The organism is Xanthomonas translucens pv. undulosa, assembly GCF_017301775.1.
Taxonomy (GTDB): Bacteria; Pseudomonadota; Gammaproteobacteria; order Xanthomonadales; family Xanthomonadaceae; genus Xanthomonas_A; species Xanthomonas_A translucens.
This window is the reverse complement of sequence record NZ_CP063993.1, coordinates 1,284,730-1,302,787: the sequence shown is the minus strand read 5'-3', so window position 1 is coordinate 1,302,787 and position 18,058 is coordinate 1,284,730. Positions and strand designations below refer to the sequence as shown.

The 18,058-nt window shown below is 69.4% G+C and carries 17 protein-coding genes and 1 riboswitch; of the genes, 8 read left to right on the top strand and 9 right to left on the bottom strand.

The window, feature by feature from the left end; genetic code table 11:
- Positions 1-18 precede the first annotated feature (18 nt).
- Positions 19-133: riboswitch (glycine riboswitch) on the bottom strand.
- Positions 134-390: 257 nt separating this feature from the next.
- Entirely contained in the window at positions 391-561 is a 171-nt protein-coding gene (gene raxX, locus ISN38_RS05380) for a RaxX family RiPP (RefSeq protein WP_003465586.1), read from the bottom strand.
- A gap of 435 nt (positions 562-996) precedes the next feature.
- Here raxX and raxST point away from each other — a divergent pair, with 435 nt between their 5' ends.
- The 6 genes from raxST (at position 997) to ISN38_RS05350 (ending at position 7,600) form a co-directional block, all read left to right on the top strand.
- Complete coding sequence (gene raxST, locus ISN38_RS05375; RefSeq protein ID WP_003465587.1) at positions 997-1,800, top strand: RiPP modification sulfotransferase RaxST; 804 nt, start codon at positions 997-999, stop codon at positions 1,798-1,800.
- 43 nt (positions 1,801-1,843) lie between these two features.
- Complete coding sequence (locus ISN38_RS05370) at positions 1,844-3,082, top strand: HlyD family secretion protein (protein WP_206712199.1); 1,239 nt, start codon at positions 1,844-1,846, stop codon at positions 3,080-3,082.
- Positions 3,079-5,247 carry a peptidase domain-containing ABC transporter RaxB gene (gene raxB / locus ISN38_RS05365; protein ID WP_003465590.1) on the top strand — a complete coding sequence of 723 codons (2,169 nt, stop codon included), beginning with the start codon at positions 3,079-3,081 and terminating at the stop codon, positions 5,245-5,247. Before ISN38_RS05370 ends, raxB begins: the two co-directional genes overlap by 4 nt.
- Before the next feature lie 107 nt (positions 5,248-5,354).
- Complete coding sequence (locus ISN38_RS05360; protein WP_003465592.1) at positions 5,355-6,605, top strand: multidrug effflux MFS transporter; 1,251 nt, start codon at positions 5,355-5,357, stop codon at positions 6,603-6,605.
- A gap of 52 nt (positions 6,606-6,657) precedes the next feature.
- On the top strand, positions 6,658-7,065 hold the full coding sequence (locus ISN38_RS05355) for a hypothetical protein (protein WP_003465595.1): 408 nt from the start codon (positions 6,658-6,660) through the stop codon (positions 7,063-7,065).
- A gap of 4 nt (positions 7,066-7,069) precedes the next feature.
- A complete protein-coding gene (locus tag ISN38_RS05350) occupies positions 7,070-7,600 on the top strand; it encodes a GNAT family N-acetyltransferase (RefSeq protein WP_003465597.1) in 531 nt (176 codons plus the stop codon).
- A gap of 30 nt (positions 7,601-7,630) precedes the next feature.
- Here the strand turns inward: ISN38_RS05350 and ISN38_RS05345 are convergent, their stop codons facing one another.
- The 3 genes from ISN38_RS05345 to ISN38_RS05335 all read right to left on the bottom strand — a co-directional run bounded on the left by ISN38_RS05345 (position 7,631) and on the right by ISN38_RS05335 (position 12,189).
- On the bottom strand, positions 7,631-9,634 hold the full coding sequence (locus ISN38_RS05345; protein ID WP_058358500.1) for a M2 family metallopeptidase: 2,004 nt from the start codon (positions 9,632-9,634) through the stop codon (positions 7,631-7,633).
- Between the two features lie 96 nt (positions 9,635-9,730).
- The gene (locus ISN38_RS05340) at positions 9,731-11,416 is read right to left on the bottom strand and encodes a phosphoethanolamine transferase (protein ID WP_206712097.1); all 1,686 of its coding nucleotides are present in this window, start codon (positions 11,414-11,416) and stop codon (positions 9,731-9,733) included.
- Positions 11,413-12,189 (bottom strand): phosphatase PAP2 family protein, encoded by a 777-nt coding sequence (locus tag ISN38_RS05335; RefSeq protein ID WP_003465602.1) that lies wholly within the window; start codon positions 12,187-12,189, stop codon positions 11,413-11,415. Before ISN38_RS05335 ends, ISN38_RS05340 begins: the two co-directional genes overlap by 4 nt.
- A 242-nt stretch (positions 12,190-12,431) precedes the next feature.
- Here ISN38_RS05335 and ISN38_RS05330 point away from each other — a divergent pair, with 242 nt between their 5' ends.
- Together ISN38_RS05330 and ISN38_RS05325 are read left to right on the top strand one after the other, a co-directional pair.
- Positions 12,432-13,133, top strand: a complete 702-nt coding sequence (locus tag ISN38_RS05330; RefSeq protein ID WP_003465605.1) for a response regulator transcription factor — start codon at positions 12,432-12,434, stop codon at positions 13,131-13,133.
- Complete coding sequence (locus tag ISN38_RS05325) at positions 13,123-14,415, top strand: sensor histidine kinase (RefSeq protein ID WP_206712096.1); 1,293 nt, start codon at positions 13,123-13,125, stop codon at positions 14,413-14,415. Before ISN38_RS05330 ends, ISN38_RS05325 begins: the two co-directional genes overlap by 11 nt.
- Before the next feature lie 432 nt (positions 14,416-14,847).
- Here ISN38_RS05325 and ISN38_RS05320 read toward each other — a convergent pair whose 3' ends face one another.
- From ISN38_RS05320 to ISN38_RS05300, 5 genes are all read right to left on the bottom strand, one after another.
- Complete coding sequence (locus tag ISN38_RS05320) at positions 14,848-15,345, bottom strand: hypothetical protein (protein ID WP_047324626.1); 498 nt, start codon at positions 15,343-15,345, stop codon at positions 14,848-14,850.
- Positions 15,346-15,595: 250 nt separating this feature from the next.
- Entirely contained in the window at positions 15,596-15,853 is a 258-nt protein-coding gene (gene minE, locus ISN38_RS05315) for a cell division topological specificity factor MinE (protein WP_003465613.1), read from the bottom strand.
- A gap of 2 nt (positions 15,854-15,855) precedes the next feature.
- Complete coding sequence (gene minD / locus ISN38_RS05310) at positions 15,856-16,665, bottom strand: septum site-determining protein MinD (RefSeq protein WP_003465615.1); 810 nt, start codon at positions 16,663-16,665, stop codon at positions 15,856-15,858.
- Between the two features lie 37 nt (positions 16,666-16,702).
- Positions 16,703-17,455, bottom strand: coding sequence for a septum site-determining protein MinC (gene minC / locus ISN38_RS05305; RefSeq protein WP_003465617.1), 753 nt, complete (start codon positions 17,453-17,455; stop codon positions 16,703-16,705).
- A gap of 2 nt (positions 17,456-17,457) precedes the next feature.
- Entirely contained in the window at positions 17,458-18,051 is a 594-nt protein-coding gene (locus tag ISN38_RS05300; RefSeq protein WP_003465618.1) for a GNAT family N-acetyltransferase, read from the bottom strand.
- Between the last annotated feature and the right edge of the window lie 7 nt (positions 18,052-18,058).

The following is an 18,058-nucleotide window of genomic DNA, read 5'->3' as shown; positions in this document are numbered from 1 at the left end:
TCGCAGCGAAGGTCTTCCTCGCGCCCCTCTGTCCTTTTGCCTGAGAGTTTAAAAACGCGGCCGCGGCCTGGGCCTGCCTGCGTTTCGTGCCCCTTCGGCGCCGGAGTCAACCGGTCTCTCCAGAGTTGTGGTACGGATGGTCTTGGGCCTGAGCGATTACGGGCGTTGCGCCTTCGGCAGCGGCAGTGCCGCTTCTCCCACCATGTTGCGCCCACAGTATATAGCCAGCGCCGCGCGGGATTGGCGAAGCGCACCCCAACCGGGCACACCCGGCAATGCCCGGGCGAGTTGTCCCGCCCGGGAGCCGGGTCTGTTTACATGTCTGACTTCGCTCCGCCATAGCGCAGCGCAGCCTCGCGCTGCCGACATCGCAGGCAGCGAGCCATTGGGTCAGTGATGATGCCCAGGCGGGTCGTGCCTACCGTTGGAGCTCGGAGGCGGGTAATCGCCGCCGCCCACTTTCTTCCACAGGGCTTCGTCCAGCGGGGCCACGCGCTTGGGCTGCGATTCCGTCTGCAGCGGGCGAAGGCCGGTCGGCTTGCGCTTGTTCAGTAGATGCATTGAATGAATTCCTTGATGGTCCCCTCGGAGACAGAGTCGCCCGGCCCGAAGGGGGATACCGGACGACCGCCATGCCATGGCCGTGTTTGCGCCGCCGCGCCATCGTTGCGATGCGCGGAGACGGTGGGGCGCATACCTGGACCCGTCTGCGTCCCACGGTGCGCGGCGGCGGCAGTCTGGGCGGGACGCCATGCGATGGCCTGTGCGCGTACGCGAAGCCGCGGCGCCGCTGTCTGTGGTCTGTGGACTGGGTCACGGTGCAGCTGCGACGGCCGCCGCTGGCGAAGCGACCGGTTCGCAGATGGATACCGATCTGCGCGGCCGTGCAGGCGCGGCCGCGCGCAATGCGCAAGCTGTCGGTCGCCAACGCGCAGGCCGGACACGCACTGCGGCCGGGCCGAGGCCATGCACCCCATGCCATAAGGACGCGTTACGTTGGACTACCACTTCATCTCCGGCCTGCCTCGCTCCGGATCGTCCTTGCTGGCCGCGTTGCTGCGCCAGAATCCGCGCGTGCATGCCGAGGTCACCTCGCCGCTGGCCAGGCTGTACGCGGCGATGCTGATGGGCATGAGCGAGGAGTACCCCTCCAACGTGCAGCTGGACGATGCCCAGCGCGCGCGCCTGTTGCGCGGGATCTTCGACGCCTTCTACCAGGACCGGCGGCAGGCGCAGTGGGTGTTCGACACCAACCGCGCCTGGTGCAGCCGGCTGCCGGCGCTGGCCACCCTGTTTCCGGACACGCGCATCGTCTGCTGCGTGCGCGAGGTGGGCTGGATCGTGGACAGCTTCGAGCGCCTGGCGCAGGCGCAACCGCTGCGGCTGTCGGCGCTGTTCGGCTACGATCCGGAGGATTCGCTGTCCATGCGCGCCGATCTGCTGACCGGCGCGCGCGGCGTGCTCGGCTATGCGCTGGACGGCCTGCGCCAGGCGGTCTACGGCGACCATGCCGGCCGCCTGCTGCTGCTGCGCTACGAGACGCTGGCACGGCATCCGGCACAGGCGATGGAGCAGGTGTACGCGTTCCTGCAGATGCCCGCCTTCGCCCACGACTATGCCAACCTGGAGGGCGATGCCGAGCGATTCGATGCGGCCCTGCAGACCCCGGGCCTGCATCGCGTCCGCCGCACGGTGGGCTATGTGCCGCGTCGCAGCGTGCTGCCGCCGGAGCTGTTCGAGCGGCTGCAGCAGCTGGCGTTCTGGGAAACCGAGCGCGTGCCTGGCGTGCGCATCGTATGAAGGGCGCGGTGCCCGCTGGCCGACCTCGCGTGCACGGCCGCGCCTGAGCATGCTGTTCCGTCGCCAGGCCTTGGATCACCAGCGGCGCGCCGGGCTCGGGCGCATCGTGCTCAGGCACGGGCGCGCGACGCAGCTGGGCGTGCTGGCGGTGACGCTGATCGTGGCCGGACTGGTCGCCGCGTTCTTCTGCCTGGGTTTTGCGCGCAGCCAGACCTTGCAGGGCGTGCTCACCCCGACGCAGGGCACGGTGGCGATCAGCAGTCCCCAGGCCGGTGTGGTGGTCGCGATCCGGGCGGCGGAGGGGCAGGGCGTGGCGGCCGGGCGGGTGCTGTTCGTGCTGTCGGCCGAGCACCGCGACGACCGCCAGCGGCCGACCGCGCGGGCCGCGTCGGTGTTGGCCGAGCGCGAGCGCCTGGCAGTCGAGGCCATGGAGCAGATCCGCACCCAGGGCCGCATGCAGCAGCAGGCGCTGGCGCAGTCCATGACCGGCATGCAGGCCAGGCTGGCGCACCTGGACGGCGAGCTTGCGGTGCTGCGCCGGCGCCAGCAACTGACCGAAGCGATCGAGCAGCGCTACCGCACCGCGATGGCGCGCGGCCTGGTCAGTCAGCAATTCGTCGACGAGAAGATGGCCGAGTCGATGGACCAGCGCGCGCGGACCCTGGCCCTGGAGCGCGAGCGCATGGCGCTGGCCGATGCGCTGGCGCAAGCGCGCCAGGACCTGCGCCAGCTGCAGCCAGGCCAGCGCGAACAACTGCTCGCCGCCGATGCGAGCCTGCAGCAGGCCAGGCGCGAGAGCATCGAGCAGGCCGCTGCCGCGCAATGGGAGGTGCGCGCGCCGTGTGCCGGACGCCTCGCCCTGCGGCCGCTGCTGCGTGGGCAGGCGGTGGCCGCAGGGCAGCGCCTGGCCGACGTGGTGCCGGCCTCCACTGCGTTGGACGTGGTGCTGTACGCCCCCTCGCAGGCGGTGGGGCTGACGCGGCCGGGGATGCCGGTGCAACTGCGCTTCGATGCGCTGCCTTACCAGCACTACGGGCAGTTCGCCGGCCGCGTGGTCGCGGTGGCGCGGATGCCGGAGCCGGCCGCGGCCGGCGTGGGAGCGGCGGCCGAGCCACTGTACCGGGTCCGCGTGCGCCTTGCCGAAGGCGCTGCCGTTCGCGCCCGGCTTGGCGCCGTGCTGCGGCCAGGCATGCCCGTGCAGGGCACGCTCAAGCTGGAGTGGCGGCGCTTTGCGCAGTGGGCGTTCGAGCCGCTCGCCGATCTGCGCGGCGGCGCGCGATGAGCGTGTGGCTGCAGCAGCTGCGCAGACTGGCCGGTGCGCGCCGCATGCCGATCGTCCTGCAGGGCCAGGTAGGCGAATGCGGGCTGGCAGCGATGGCGATGGTCGCCCACTACCACGGCTGCCACGTCGGCCTTGCCGCGTTGCGGCGGCGTTTCCTGCTGTCGCGGCAGGGCACCACGCTGGCCAGCCTGGTGGCGATCGCGCAGGCGCTCGGCCTGCAGGCGCGGGCGCTGCGCCTGGAGATGGAGGCGCTCGAGGACCTGCAGCTGCCGTGCATCCTGCATTGGGATCTCAATCATTTCGTGGTGCTCAAGCGGGTCGGCGCGCGCTATATCGAGATCAACGATCCGGCCAATGGCCCGCGTCGTCTGCAGCGGGCCGAGTTCGCCAAGCATTTCACCGGGATCGCGCTGGAACTGGCGCCGGCGGCGGACTTCCGCCCGCAGCCCGCGCCGCCGCCGTTGGCCTGGTCCTCGCTGATCGGCCGCGTGCATGGATTGAAACGCGCGGTCTGGCAGATAGTGGCGTTGGCGCTGGCATTGGAACTGGTCAGCCTGGGCATGCCGTTCCAGTTGCAATGGATCGTGGACCAGGCATTGCCGTCGGCCGATATCGGCTTGATCGACGCGCTGGGGATCGGATTTTTGCTGCTGGTGCTGCTGCAGGCCGCGATCGGCCTGCTGCGCGGCTGGTTGATCACCACGTTTTCGGCGCAACTCGCGTTCCAATGGATGGGGCAGGTCTTCGCGCATCTGCTCGCGCTGCCGTTGGCGTATTTCGAGAAACGCCACCTCGGCGGCATCCAGTCGCGGTTCGACTCCATCCAGCGGATTCAGCGCACCTTGACCACCGGGTTCATGCAGACCATGGTCGATGGCGTGCTGGTGATCGGCACGTTGTGCCTGATGCTGGCCTACAGCCCGGGCCTGAGCGCGATCACCTTGCTGGCGGTGGCCGCCTATGCGGGCATGCGCGCGCTGTGGCTGGGCAGGTTGCGCGATGCGGCGGCCGAGGAAGTGCTGTGGGACGCCCGCCAGCACACCCATTTCCTGGAAAGCGTGCGCGGCGTGCAGGCCATCCGCTTGTTCGGACGGCAGCAGCAGCGGCGGATGGACTGGACCCATCTGCTGGCCGAGCAGACCAATGCGCACTTGCGGCTGAACCGCGGCGAGGTCTCGCTGGCGTCGGTGAAACTGCTGCTGTTCGGCGCCGAGCGCGTGCTGGTGGTGTGGCTGGCGGCATTCGCGGTGCTGCGCAATCAGCTGTCGCTGGGCATGCTGCTGGCGTTTCTCGCCTATCGCGAACAGTTCGCGCTGCGGCTGAGCGGGTTGATCGACCGGCTTGCCGAATTCCGTCTGCTGCGGATCCACCTGGAGCGCGTCGCCGATATCGTCCATCACCCGCGCGAACAGGCCGGCCAACAGGCCGACCCGGGGCGCTGGCACGACACCGGCATCGAGCTGCGCGGGCTTGGCTTCCGTTATGCGGACGATGCGGCGCCGGTGCTGGATCAGGTGAACCTGCAGATCCGCGCCGGCGAATGCGTCGCCATCACCGGCGTGTCCGGGTGCGGCAAGACCACGCTGGTCAAGCTGATGCTGGGCCTGCTCGAGCCGACCGAGGGCGAGATCCGGATCGGCGGCCGGCCCCTGACCGGCGCGCTGTTGGCGCAGTACCGCGCCAACGTCGGCACGGTGATGCAGGACGACATGCTGTTCACCGGATCGGTGGCCGACAACATCACCTTCTTCGATCCGGAGCCGGATCATGAACGCATGCGCGATTGCGCGCGCATGGCAGCGGTGCACGAGGACGTGGAGCGGATGCCGCTGGGCTACGACTCGGCGTTGAGCGAGGCCGGCGCCGGGCTGTCCGGCGGACAGCGGCAACGCCTGCTGCTGGCGCGCGCGCTGTACAAATCGCCGCGGATCCTGGTCCTGGACGAGGCGACCAGCCACCTGGACGTGATGAACGAAAGCCGCGTCAATGCCGCGATCCAGGCCCTGCAACTGACCCGGATCATCGTCGCGCACCGCCGCGAAACCCTGCGCATGGCGGCACGGGTCATCACCCTGGAGCACGGCCGCGTGGTCGGCGACCACCCGATCGAGGACTGGCTGCGGCTCCCCGCGCAAGCGCCCGTCGAGGACGGCCTGGCCTCCTGAGCGCGCGCCCGGCGCGCCGGCCGCGGCTGCGCCGATGCCGGGGCCAGGGCCGGCCGGTGGGGCCGGCGCAGTGGCGTGCGTGGGCGCAATCCGCGATATTGCCGCGCATGACCCCGGCCGTTCCCTCCACCCGCTACATGGCGCTGCTGCTCGCCGGCCTGGCGATGTTCGGCCCGTTCGCGATCGACACCATCTTCCCGGCGTTCCCGCAGCTGGCGCAGCGCCTGCGCGCCGATCCGGTGGCGATCCAGCAGACGGTCAGCGTCTATCTGCTGGCCTATGCGCTGATGGGCCTGGCACACGGGCCGCTGTCCGACGCCTGGGGCCGCAAGCCGGTGATCGTCGGCGGGCTGCTGGTGTTCGCGCTGGGCTCGGCCGGCTGCGCGCTGTCGCGCGACCTGGGCACGCTGCTGGCGTTCCGCGCGCTGCAGGGATTTTCCGCCGGCGTGGGCATGATCGTCGGCCGTGCGGTGATCCGCGACCTGTACCAGGGCCACGACGCGCAGCGGCTGATGAGCCAGGTGTCGACGATCTTCGGCATCGCCCCGGCGATCGCGCCGATCATCGGCGGCTGGCTGCTGGCCACCGGCGCCGGCTGGCCGCTGATCTTCTGGTTCCTGGTCGGGTTCTCGCTGCTGTTGCTGGCGGCCACGCTGCGCTGGATGCCGGAGACGCATCCGTTGGAAGCGCGCACCCCGCTGGCACCGCGCACGCTGCTGCGCGACTACATTGCGATCGCGTTCAATGCGCGCTTCCAGCGTCTGGCCGCCGCCAGCGCGTTCAACTTCGCCGGCGTGTTCCTGTACATCGCCTCGGCGCCGGTGTTCATCATCGACCTGCTGCACCGCACCGAGCGCGATTTCGCCTGGCTGTTCATTCCGACCATCGGCGGCATGACCCTGGGCTCGTTCCTGTCCGGGTGCATGGCCGGGCGCATCGGGCCGCTGCGGCAGGTGCGCATCGGCTTCATCTGCTGCGGCGCGTCGGTGCTCGGCAACATCGCCTATACCGCGATCGCGCCGCAGATCGCGCTGCCGTGGGCGGTGCTGCCGATTTTCGTGGCCGGCCTGGGCATGGCGTTGATCTTCCCCATCCTGGCGCTGGCGGTGCTGGACATGTACCCGCGCCAGCGCGGGCTGGCCTCGTCGCTGCAGGCCTTCACCCAGCTGATCCTCAACACCGTGGTGGCCGGGGCGCTGTCGCCGCTGCTCAGCGGCCGGCCGATGCATCTGGCGCTGGGCTCGGGCGCGTTGTTCCTGATCGGTTGGGGCTTCTGGCGCTGGGAGCGGCGCAGCGGCAAGCGCCTGCCGCGGCCCGGCAGCCAGGTGCCGCAACTGGAACCGGCCGATCCGGTGTGACGCCGACGCCGCGGTTGGGCTATCGTCGCCGGGTCATTGTTGAGGAAACCGCATGTCCATCCAGTCCAAGCAGCGCCGCGACGTGCGCAAGAAGCTTGCCGAACGCCTGCGCCACCGCAGCGATGCCGCCGCCGCCACCTCGATCGAGCCGCACGCGGAGCTGCGCGACCAGCAGCGCACGCTGCTGGCCGGCATCGTGCGCCGCGATGGCGAGTGGGTGCTGGGCATGGCCGGGCGCATCGCCGGACACAGCGAGAGCGCCGCGCAGGTGCTGTCGCTGATCATGCAGGCCGCGGAATTGCACGAGCGCGCCGGCACGCCGGTGCGGCTGGTGTATTCGGATGCGCTGAAGGACGCCGCGCAGGCCGATGCGCAGGCGCAGGGGCTGAGTTTCGACGAGTTCAAGGACCGCCACGCGCAGGCCATGCAGCGCGGCGCCGGCACGGCGCCACCGGGCTGAGACCATGGGCCAGAGCGCAAGCCAGGCCGCCGACGCCGCCGTGTTGCTGGCGCGGGTGCGGCGCCGCGACGGTCTCGCGCTGATCCAGGCGCACCGCGCCAGCACCGCCCTGCATCATCCGTGGACATATCCGTTCACCGACGTGCCCGGCTTCAACGCCTGGTACGCGCAGACCCTGGACGGCAGCAACGTCGCGCTGCTGGCGCGCGCGCGCGACAGCGGCCAGCCTGCCGGCCTGTTCACCTTCAGCCAGGTGGTCGGCGGCTGCTTCCAGAGCGCCTACCTGGGCTACCACGCGATGGCCGGCTACGAAGGCCGCGGGCTGATGACCCACGCGCTGCGGCTGTGCGTGGCCTACGCGTTCTCCGAACTGGGCCTGCATCGCGTGGAGGCCAACATCCAGCCGGACAACGCACGTTCGCTGGCGCTGGTGCGGCGCGCCGGCTTCCGCCACGAAGGCTATTCGCCGCGCTACCTGCGCATCGGCGGGGTGTGGCGCGACCATGAGCGTTGGGCGCGGTTGGCGGACGATTGAGGCGGCGTGCTGGCGGTCGCGCCGCGGCGCTTACTGCGGCTTGGGCGCAGGCGTCGCGGGAGCCGCGGCGGCGCCTGCCTGCACGGCCTTTGCCGCCTCCCAGCCGCACAGCTGCCCCTGGTTCTGCTGCTTGAGCCACTCCTGCATCGGCGCGAAATATTCCAGTAGCGGCGCGGCGTCGAGCTTGTCGTTGCCGGTCAGTTCCTTCAGCGTTTGCTGCCACGGCTGGCTGCCGCCACGCTGCAGCATCGACCAGAATTTCTGCCCGGCTTCTTTGTTGCCGTAGAAGCTGCACTCGTACAGCGGGCCTTTGTAGCCGGCCGCGTCGCACAGGCCCTTGTAGAACTGGAATTGCAGGATGTGCGACAGGAAGTAGCGCGTGTACGGCGTGTTGCCTGGTACGTGGTACTTGGCGCCGGGGTCGAAGAAATCCTCGCCGCGCGGCGTCGGCGGGGCCACGCCCTGGTACCTGGCCTTCAGTTCCCACCAGGCCTGGTTGTAGTGCTCCGGCGCGATCGAGCCATCGAACACGCCCCAGCGCCAGCGGTCGATCATCAGCCCGAACGGCAGGAAGGCGACCTTGCTCAGCGCCATGCGCATCTGCGCATTGATCAGCGCCTCGCGGCTGCGCTGCGGCGCTTCGACCAGGCCGATCGAATGCAGGTAGTGCGGGGTCATCGCCAGCACGATGGTGTCGCCGATCGCCTCGTGGAAACCGTCGTTGGCGCCGCCCTGGAACAGCGGCGGCAACGGATTGTAGGCAAGGTCGTAATAAAGGTGGCCGAGCTCGTGGTAGATGGTGGTGAAGTCTTCCTCGTTCGGCTGGATGCACATCTTGGTACGCACGTCGCCGGCCATGTCCATGTCCCAGGCGCTGGCATGGCAGACCACGTTGCGCTCCAGCGGCTTGATGAACTGGCTGCGCGCCCAGTAGCTGTCGGGCAGCTTGGGCATCGCCAGGGAGGTGTAGAAATCCTGCGCGCGCTCGGTCATCTGCTTGGCGCTCTGCAACTGCGCGTCGCGCTGGGCCATGAATCGCGCTTCCGGCGAGGTGTCGCCATTGCGCCGCGCCAGCGCCGCGCCGAGGTTGCTCTGGTACTGCTTTTCCAGGGTGTCGGTGATGTCCAGGCTGCCGGCACCGGGGTAGGGCTGCAGCAGGTCCCACAGGTTGCTCCAGTCCTGCTGCCACATGTTGCCGAGCAGGTGCGCCGGCAGCAGGCCGCCGGCGACCTCGCCCTTGTCCTTGCCGTATTCGGCGTCGAGCTTGCCGCGGGTGTAGCAGTGCAGTTGCGCGTACAGCGGCTTGACCTGGGTCCACAGCCGGTCGGTCTCGGCGGCGATCTGCGCCGGCGGCATGTCGTAGCCGCTGCGCCACATCGCGCCGGTGTCGGCATAGCCCATCTCTCGCGCGCCTTCGTTGACCAGTTCGACGAAGCGCCGGTAGTCCTGGCGCAGCGGCTGCGCGGTGCCGTGCCAGCCCTGCCATGCGTCGAGCTGCTGGTCGTAGTCGCGGCTGCGGCGCAGCACGTCCTCCAGTTCGCCCAGCTGCCGGCAGCGGCGCGCGTCGCCCTCGCCGGTGCAATAAGTCGCCGCGCCGTAGGCGCCTTCCATCTTCGATGCGAGAGTGGCCAGTTCGGCCAGCTTGGCCGGGTCGCGCGGCGCCGGCATCGCGGTCATCAGCTTCAGCAGCTGCAGCGCACGCGCGCTGTCGGCGGACATCGGCTTGCCCTCGTAGCGCTTGGCCTGCGCGATCCAGCCATTGAGCGTGGTCAGCCAGCGCGCGTTGGCCTTGGACACCAGCCGCTCCGAATCGCCGTTGATGTAGGTGATCGACAGCCACTGCGCCGAGGTCAGCTCCGGCAGCAGCGCGCGGTACTCCTCGTTGATGCGGGCGACGAACTGGTCGGCGCTTTCGCCGGGTGCGGCCGGCGCCGGCGCGGTGTCGGTCTCGGTGCTGGCTTCCTTGCGGCACGCGGACAGCGCAAGCACGCTCGCGCCGATGCACAGCGCAAGCAGCAGAGGGCGGTGGTTCACGGCGAATCCTTCGGTGGCGAATGCGACGAAGGCTAGTGTGTCCACCCCTTCCGCCGCAAGGGCCGGCAGCGCCGCGCAGCTGGCGCAGGCCGCCGCTTAGCGGCTTGCGGCGCCGGCGGCGATTGCGCTGCCACTACCGGCGCACTGCGCGAAGAGGTCGCGGGTGCGGTCGTAGATCCCGGTCTTGACCTGCATCAGCCCCAGCACCGACGGGAACAGGTTGTCCTGGTCGGCGTACTGGCGCGAACGCGCCCGCACGCAGGCCAGGTCCAGGCCGCGGTCGCTGGCGAAGCCGGGCGAGAACCACATCACCATCGGCACGTGGGTCTGCTCCTGCGGCGCGATCGCATACGGCACGCCGTGCAGGTACAGGCCCTTCTCGCCCAGCGACTCGCCGTGGTCGGACAGATAGATCATCGCGGTGTCGTAGTCGGGCATCGCTTCCAGCGTGGATACGGTGCGCGCCAACAGGTGGTCGGTGTACAGCAGCGAGTTGTCGTAGGCATTGGCGATCAGGTCGCGCCCGCAGTTGCCCAGGTCGGCGCTGTCGCAGGTGGGCGTGAAGCGGCGGAAGCCGGCCGGATAGCGTTCGAAATAGCTGGGGCCGTGGCTGCCGAGCTGGTGCAGCACGACCACGCGGTCGCCGGGCTTGGCGCGCACCTGTGTAGCCAGATCCTGCAGCAGGATTTCGTCCATGCAGCGCCCGGCCTTGCACAGCTGCGGGTCCTTGGCGTCGTCCAGGCGCTGGATCGGCAGGCCGTCGCACACGCCCTTGCAGCCGGACTGGTTGTCGCGCCACAGCGTGGCGATGCCGGCGTGCTCAAGCACGTGCAGCAGCGACTGGTGCTTGCGGATGTTGCTTTCGTTGTAGTCGTGGCGGCCGAACGGGGAGAACATGCACGGCACCGAGACCTCGGTGCTGGTGCCGCACGAATGCATGTCGGGGAAATTGATCACGCCCAGCTGCGCCAGCTGCGGCGTGGTCTGGCGCACGTAGCCGTTCAAGCCCCAGTTCTGCGCGCGTGCGGTTTCGCCCAGCACCACCACCAGCAGCCGCGGCTTGCTGCCGGGCGCGCGCGCGGTGGCGATCGCGTCGTGCTCGATCGGCAGCTTCGGCGCCTTGTGCGTTGGGCTGTCGGACTTCAGGTCCTGCCGCAACGCGACCAGGTAGTTGATCGGCGTGGCCAGGTAGCGGATCTCGCGATGGTTGCGCATCATCGCCGACAGGTCCTGGAACGACAGCATCGCGCCGACGCCGCCCAGCGCCAGCATCGCCAGCAGGAAGCCGGCGCGGATCGCCAGCGCCTTGCCCGGCGGACGCCGCACCAGGCGCAGCCGCCACAGCGCCAGGATCGGCAGCGCGGCGTAGAACAGCAGCGGCGCGATCAGCGCCGGGGTCATCAGTTCGCGCGATTCCTTGTGGTCTGTGGCCAGCACGTTGCGCAGCATGTCCGCGTCCAGGTAGACGCTGTAGCTGTTCATGTAGTGCGCGGCGAACGCGGTGGTGAGCAGCAGCACGGTCAGCAGCGGCTTGGACACGCCGCGCCACAGCAGCAGGCCCAGCAGCAGGCCGTGCACCGACAGCAGCAGCAGGAACAGCGACAGGCCTAGCTTCAGGTCGCCGGGGTGGCCGCTCATCGCGCTGCGCCAGAACATGCCGTTACAGACCAGCGCGAAGAACGCGCTGGCCGCCAACGCCAGCGCTTCGTTGCTCAGCAGCGGACGGTAGCGCCACCAGCGGGTCGGGGACTGGCTGCTGGGATGCGGCAACGAGATGCTCATACGCGGCTTTCCTTCACGACAGGCAAAGCGACATGCATGGATCGGGCCGAAACCTGCGGCCGCCATAGCAACACGCGGTACAGGCCCAGGGCCACGCCCCAACTCAGCGACAGCGTCCACAGATCGTGGGACAGGAAGTGCGCGCCGCGCAGCTGCTGGCCAAGGCCAAACAGCAGTCCGGCGCCTAGCCCGACCGCCAGCGCCGGCCAGCGCCAGGCCGGCTTCAGCGCCAGCGCGACGAAATACAGCGCCACCCAGGCGTAGCCGGCGCTGGAATGCCCGGCCGGGAAGCAGGCCGCATGCGGCATGCCGGCCGGCCGCGGCTCGAACAGGCCGATGTAGGGCAGGTGGCCGCCGTAACGGCTCAGGTCCCACGGGCAGTCCATATGGGTCAGCGACTTCAGTAGCGACACCACGCCGGTGCTCAAGGCCACCGCCAGCGCCAGGTACAGCAGCGGTAGCCGGTAGCGCTGGCTGTCGGCACGGCGCCATGCCCACGCCGCCAGGCCGGCCGTCGCCACCCAGGCCACGGTGCTGAGCAGCTTGCCGTCGTGATGGATCAGGCTGCGGGTCAGCGCGGCATTCTTCAGCGCCCAGTGGCCGCCTTCCCAGCGGTACAACAGGTCGGCGAACCAGAAGTCGCCGCCCAGGCCCATCAGCACGCCGCTGACCAGCAGCGCCGCGGCCAGCGGCAGCCACAGATGCTGGCGATAGAGCGCCGACGGCGCGGGCAGGACGGCGACGGCGGACAGGGGCAGGGACGGGCTGTGCATGGAGGCAGGCGGGCTGGACGCGCGAACGGTGGCGGGCGTCATGGTGTTGGGCTGCTTGTCGGAGACCGGTCGGATTGGGGTGCCACCGCTGCGGCGCTTCAGCCCAGGTTGCCGTCGCGGTATGCGGGTTCCATCCAGGTTTCATCGAGATTCGATCAAGATGCCCCATTCCGACCGTGTTCCGACGCGCATCCGCTAGCATGGCGTCATCCCCCCGACGTCCCGGAATGCGAGCGAGTGCCATGCGGCTGTTGGTGATAGAGGACAACCGGAACCTGGTCGCGAACCTGTTCGACTACTTCGAGGTGCGCGGCCACACCCTGGACGCGGCGCCGGACGGCGTCACCGGGCTGCACCTGGCCACCACCCAGCACTACGACGCGGTGATCCTGGACTGGATGCTGCCGCGCCTGGACGGGCCGCAGGTGCTGCGCGCGATGCGCGAGCAGCACCACGCCGAGGTGCCGGTGATCATGCTCACCGCGCGCGACGAACTGCCGGACAAGATCGCCGGTTTCCGCGCCGGTGCCGACGACTACCTGACCAAGCCATTCGCGCTGCCGGAACTGGAAGTGCGGCTGGAGGCGCTGCTGCTGCGCGCCAACGGCCGCGGCCGCAGCAAGCTGCTGCGCGTGGGCGACCTGCAACTGGACCTGGGCACGCTGGAGGCGACTCGCGGCGGCCGCACCCTGCACCTGTATCCGGCCTGCCGCAAACTGCTGGAAGTGCTGATGCAGGCCAGCCCGGCTGCGGTCACCCGCGATCGCCTGGAGCAGGCGCTGTGGGGCGACGAGCCGCCGGACGGCGACATGCTGCGCTCGCATATCTACGACCTGCGGCGCAGCGTGGATGGCCCGTTCGCGGCCAAGCTGATCCACACCCTGCCGCGGATCGGCTACCGGCTCGCGGTGGTGGGCCCGCACGAGCAAGAGCATGCCGCGTAGGACCGGGCTGCGGCAGCGCATCACCCTGTGGCTGGTCGGCTATGCGGCGCTGCTGTCGCTGGCGGTGTTCGTGCACGGCTACATCGTCAACGACCAGGCCGAACAGCTGACCTGGCGTTCGCTGCTGAGTTCGGAACTGGAACATTTCCTGGCGCGCAGCGCGGTCGATCCGGACTACCGCTGGATCGACACCCGCACCGTGAGCCTGTACGGCGACGCCGGCGGCGAGCCGCTGCCGCCGGCGGTGGCGGCGCTGGCGCCGGGCCTGCACGACGACGTGCCGCTGGAAGGCCGCGACAAGGTGGTGCTGGTGCAGGACGTGCACGGCCGCCGCCTGGCGCTGGCACTGGACATCACCGAGCTGCAGAAGCACGAGGAGAACCTGGCGCTGTGGATGCTGCTGTCCAACGTGATCGCGGTGCTGCTGCTCGGCGCGCTGGTGGCCTGGGGCCTGGGCTGGGTGGTGCAGCCGCTCACCGACATGGCGCAACGCATCGGCAGCCTGCGCCCGGACCGGCCCGGCCAGCGCATCGACGTGCATCCGCGCGCCAGCGCCGAACAGGTGGTGATCGCCGATGCGTTGAACGACTACCTGCTGCGCAACGACCTGTTCGTCGAGCGCGAGCGCGCCTTCATCGACAGCACCAGCCATGAATTGCGCACGCCGGTGGCGGTGATCGGCGGCGCCGCCGAACTGGCGCTGGAGCAGTCCGACATCCCGCCCAGCGCGCGCAACCAGCTGCTGCGCATCCGCCGCACCGCCAGCGGCGTCGGCCAACTGATCTCATTGCTGCTGGTGCTGGCCAAGGATCCGGCGCGGCTGGCGCGCGGCAGCGACCTGGTGCGGCTGGACCAGCTGTTGCCGGACATCGTCGAGGACCATCGCCACCTGTGCGCCGACAAGCGCCTGGAACTGGCGCTGGCGCCGTTGCCGCCGTGCGAGGTGCTGGCGCCGCTGGCGATCGTGCAGGCGGCGATCGGCAACCTGCTGCGCAACGCGATCGAGAACAGCGACCAGGGCGTCATCCACATCGCGATGCCGGCGCCGGGCGTGGTGCGCATCGACGACCCCGGCCACGGCATGGCGCCCGAGGAGATCAGCGCGATTTACATGCGCATGGCCCGCGGCGGCGGCCGCGAGGGCAGCGGCATCGGCCTGGACCTGATCGCGCGCCTGTGCGAGCACCTGGGCTGGTCGCTGCACCTGGATTCGGATGCCGGGCAGGGTACGCGGGCGACATTGGATCTGCGTCCGGCATTGGAGAACGGCGGCGCGGCGTAGTGCATTGCCGCGCTTGCACCGAAGCGGCATCGGCAGCGCAGCTCTGGCGGCGCAATCCTGTGAGCGGCTTGAGCCGCCACTGCGCCCGCAGCCGGGTTGGCCTCCGCGCCTAGACGGCATCCGCAGCCTTGGCGCTATCCAGCTCCGTTCGTCGCGGCTGAAGCCGCTCCTAAAATGGCTTGCGGCAGATTGGTTGGGGTGCACTGTGGGAGGGACTTCAGTCCCGACGGCATGCGCAGCCGGTTGGCCTGCGTGCTTCGTTCGTCGCGGCTGAAGCCGCTCTTACAGGGGCTTGCGTGAAGCGGGCTGGCTGAACTGTAGGAGCGGCTTCAGCCGCGACAGTCTCCGTCGCCGTCAGGCCGGCGCTTTCGTTCGTCGCGGCTGAGGCTCATACAGGCGTTCAGAGCGCCGAAGAGCTTGCGTGCGCGGGCCTCAGGCTTGCTGCGGCAACAGTCCGCGCTGCAGCAGCCAGGCGCGCGCGTCCTCGGCATCCTGTTCGAACCAGGCGCGGGTGGAGCCCAGCCGGTAGGTATAGCCCCACGCGTCCATGTCGGCCATCAGCCGCGCGCTGCCCACGCCGGGCAGCGCGTCGGCCAGCACGATCTGCAGGTAGCAGGTGGCGTCCTCTTCCTCGTCCGAGTCGGTGGCGTCGGTATGCACCCGTGCACGCCGTTCCGGCGGCAGCACGATCAGGTGGCAGGCTTCGTGCAGCAGCGAGTGCACCGGCGTGTCGTCGCGCACGTACACGTTGCTGGCGATCACCCCGGCTTCCGGTTCGCCCCAGTAGCTGCCGGGAATCCTGGCGCCGTCGGCGACCCGGTGCAGCCTCAGCCCATGCCGGGCCAACAGTGCGCGCGGCGCGTCCAGACCGATGGCGCCGACGGTCAGGACCTGGGCAGCGGGTGCGGAACGGGAGTCGTCGGTCTGCATCGGAAGGTCGGAAAAGAGAGGGGCGCGTGGCGCAATCGGCAACGCGTTGGCGGATGGTTGCGGCAAGCGGATGACGCGACCATCGCACCGCTGAAGAGCATGCGTTCGCTGCGCGCCGCTGGCGGGGTACATGCAACTGCGGCCAATGGCAGGCGCCGCGGTGCATCCTCGCCAGCACGTCACCCAGAACGCAACATCGGCGCTGCAGCACGCCGCGGCCGCTGTCGGCGAGCGCAACGCGCCGCATTGCTCAGGGCGACGGCCCTTCCGGCAATGCCACCGAGATATCGAGCACGTCGTGTTCGCCGTCCTTGACCAGGTCCACCTTGACCGCGTCGGCGTCGATGTTGACGTACTTCTTGATCACTTCCAGCAGTTCGCGTTGCAGCAGCGGCAGGTAATCCGGGCCGCCGCGGTGGTTGCGCTCCTGCGCGATGATGATCTGCAGGCGGTTCTTGGCCGTCTCGGCGGTGTTCTTCTTGGCCTTGAGGAAGTCGAACAGTCCCATGCTCACCCTCCGAACAACTTGGTGAAGAAGCCCTTCTTCTCCACGGAGATGAAGCGCATCGGGCGCTCTTCGCCCATGATCCGGGCCACCGCGTCGTCGTAGGCCTGGCCGGCCGGGGATTCGCCGTCCAGGATCACCGGCTCGCCCTTGTTGGAGGCGTTGAGCACGTCGCCGGATTCGGGGATCACGCCGATCGCCTTCAGCCCCAGCACTTCCTCCACGTCGGTGATGCTGAGCATCTCGCCGCCTTCCACCCGGCCCGGGCTGTAGCGGGTCAGCAGCAGGAACGCCGGCACGGTCTGGCCTTGCTCGGCCTTGCGGGTCTTGGAGTCGAGCAGGCCGATGATGCGGTCGGAGTCGCGCACCGAAGAGACTTCAGGATTGACCACGACCACCGCGCGGTCGGCGAAATACATCGCCAGGAACGCGCCCTTCTCGATGCCGGCCGGCGAATCGCAGACGATGTATTCGAAGCCTTCGGCGACCAGGTCCTTGAGCACCTTCTCCACGCCGTCCTGGGTCAGCGCGTCCTTGTCGCGGGTCTGCGAGGCGGCCAGCACGTACAGGTTGTCGAAGCGCTTGTCCTTGATCAGCGACTGCTTGAGCGTGGCCTCGCCGTGCACCACGTTGACGAAGTCGTACACCACCCGGCGCTCGCAGCCCATGATCAGGTCGAGGTTGCGCAGGCCCACGTCGAAGTCGATCACGGCGACCTTCTTGCCGCGTCGCGCCAGCCCGCAAGCCAGGCTCGCGCTGGTGGTGGTCTTGCCGACGCCGCCCTTGCCGGAGGTGACTACGATAATTTCAGCCAAAGGAATGTCTCCTGATGCGTTCGGTTGTAGGGCCGCGTCAATCTTGCGCGGCGATCTTGATCTGGTCCTGCTCCAGCCAGACCTGGACGGCCTTGCCACGCAGTTCCTTGGGAATATCGTCCAGCACCTTGTAGTGGCCGGCGATGGCGACCAGTTCGGCGTGGAAGTCGCGGCAGAAGATCCGCGCCTCGGTGTTGCCTTGCGCGCCGGCCAGCGCGCGACCGCGCAGGCTGCCGTAGATATGGATGCTGCCGTCGGAGATCACTTCAGCGCCGGCACCGACCGTGGCCACCACGGTCAGGTCGCAGTTCTCTGCATACAGCTGCTGGCCCGAGCGCACCGCGGTCTTCTGCATGCGGCCCGGCTGCGGGCGTGCCGCAGGGGCGGGCGGCGGCGGGGGCGGCGAGACCGGGGCTGGCGCGGCGGCGGGCGCGCCGCCGTCGATGCGTTCGTACTGGGCGCGGAACTTGGCCAGCAGCGGCAAGCCCAGCGCCTCGGACAGCTGTTCGGTCTCGCGGGTGCCGTAGGCCAGCGCCACCGGCAGCACGCCGGCCGCGCGCAGGCCGTCCAGCAGCGCGCGCGCGGTGGCGGTGTCGGGCGTCTGCGCCAGGCCGCCGAAATCGATGATCACCGCGGCGCGGCCGAACAGTTTGGGCGCGCGCTGCACGCGCTCGCGCATCTCCTGCGCCAGGCGCGCCACGTCCAGGGTGCGGATGCGCAGGTTGGCGATGCCGACCTGGCCGATCTTCAGTTCGCCTGCCTGCTCGAAATCCAGATTCACCGACGACACGCTCAGTCCCCGGCCGGGCGCGGAGCCCGTTGCAGGCGGTGGGCATGGCCGGCCCAGGGCAGGTCGGGCAACTGCTCGCCGTAGGTCTCGCGGACCCAGGCGTAACTGCACAAATCCTTCAACAGCATGCTCGCACGCACCTCCACCTCGTTCATCGTGTTCTGGCCCACTTCGCGGAAACCGAAGCTGCCATGGAACAGCAGCGCCGCGTCCGCGCCGTGATCCAGGAAAACCTCGCACGCCAGCTGCGGATAGCGCAGCTCGGCATAGCTCTGCACGTCGGCATAGAACGCGCGGCCGACGCCACCGCCGCGGCGGCGGCTGGCCACCACGATGCGGTCGATATAGAAGAACGCCGGATAGCGCTCGCGAAACCAGGCGAAATTGCTGCTGTCGTGGTCGCTGTCGGCGCCGAAGCCGACCAGGAAACCAGCCAGGTTGCCGTCGCGCTCGGCGATGCGGAAATAGTCTGCGGTCTCGTAGAAGCGGTGCAGCTTGGCTGAATCCAGCGGCAGGATCGCCAGGCCGGCATTGTTGTTCAGGGCCAGGACCGAATCGAGCTCGTGCTCGCGCACGTCGCGGATGACGATCGACATTGGGACT

Excerpts from the sequence above, each read along its gene's own strand:
- ISN38_RS05350 (WP_003465597.1), top strand. The coding sequence starts at position 7,070 with ATGGGCCAGAGCGCAAGCCAGGCCGCCGACGCCGCCGTGTTGCTGGCG.
- ISN38_RS05300 (WP_003465618.1), bottom strand. The coding sequence starts at position 18,051 with ATGTCGATCGTCATCCGCGACGTGCGCGAGCACGAGCTCGATTCGGTC.
- minE (WP_003465613.1), bottom strand. The coding sequence starts at position 15,853 with ATGGGACTGTTCGACTTCCTCAAGGCCAAGAAGAACACCGCCGAGACG.
- raxB (WP_003465590.1), top strand. The coding sequence starts at position 3,079 with ATGAGCGTGTGGCTGCAGCAGCTGCGCAGACTGGCCGGTGCGCGCCGC.
- ISN38_RS05340 (WP_206712097.1), bottom strand. The coding sequence starts at position 11,416 with ATGAGCATCTCGTTGCCGCATCCCAGCAGCCAGTCCCCGACCCGCTGG.
- ISN38_RS05355 (WP_003465595.1), top strand. The coding sequence starts at position 6,658 with ATGTCCATCCAGTCCAAGCAGCGCCGCGACGTGCGCAAGAAGCTTGCC.
- ISN38_RS05360 (WP_003465592.1), top strand. The coding sequence starts at position 5,355 with ATGACCCCGGCCGTTCCCTCCACCCGCTACATGGCGCTGCTGCTCGCC.
- ISN38_RS05330 (WP_003465605.1), top strand. The coding sequence starts at position 12,432 with ATGCGGCTGTTGGTGATAGAGGACAACCGGAACCTGGTCGCGAACCTG.
- raxX (WP_003465586.1), bottom strand. The coding sequence starts at position 561 with ATGCATCTACTGAACAAGCGCAAGCCGACCGGCCTTCGCCCGCTGCAG.
- ISN38_RS05320 (WP_047324626.1), bottom strand. The coding sequence starts at position 15,345 with ATGCAGACCGACGACTCCCGTTCCGCACCCGCTGCCCAGGTCCTGACC.
- ISN38_RS05325 (WP_206712096.1), top strand. The coding sequence starts at position 13,123 with ATGCCGCGTAGGACCGGGCTGCGGCAGCGCATCACCCTGTGGCTGGTC.
- ISN38_RS05335 (WP_003465602.1), bottom strand. The coding sequence starts at position 12,189 with ATGCACAGCCCGTCCCTGCCCCTGTCCGCCGTCGCCGTCCTGCCCGCG.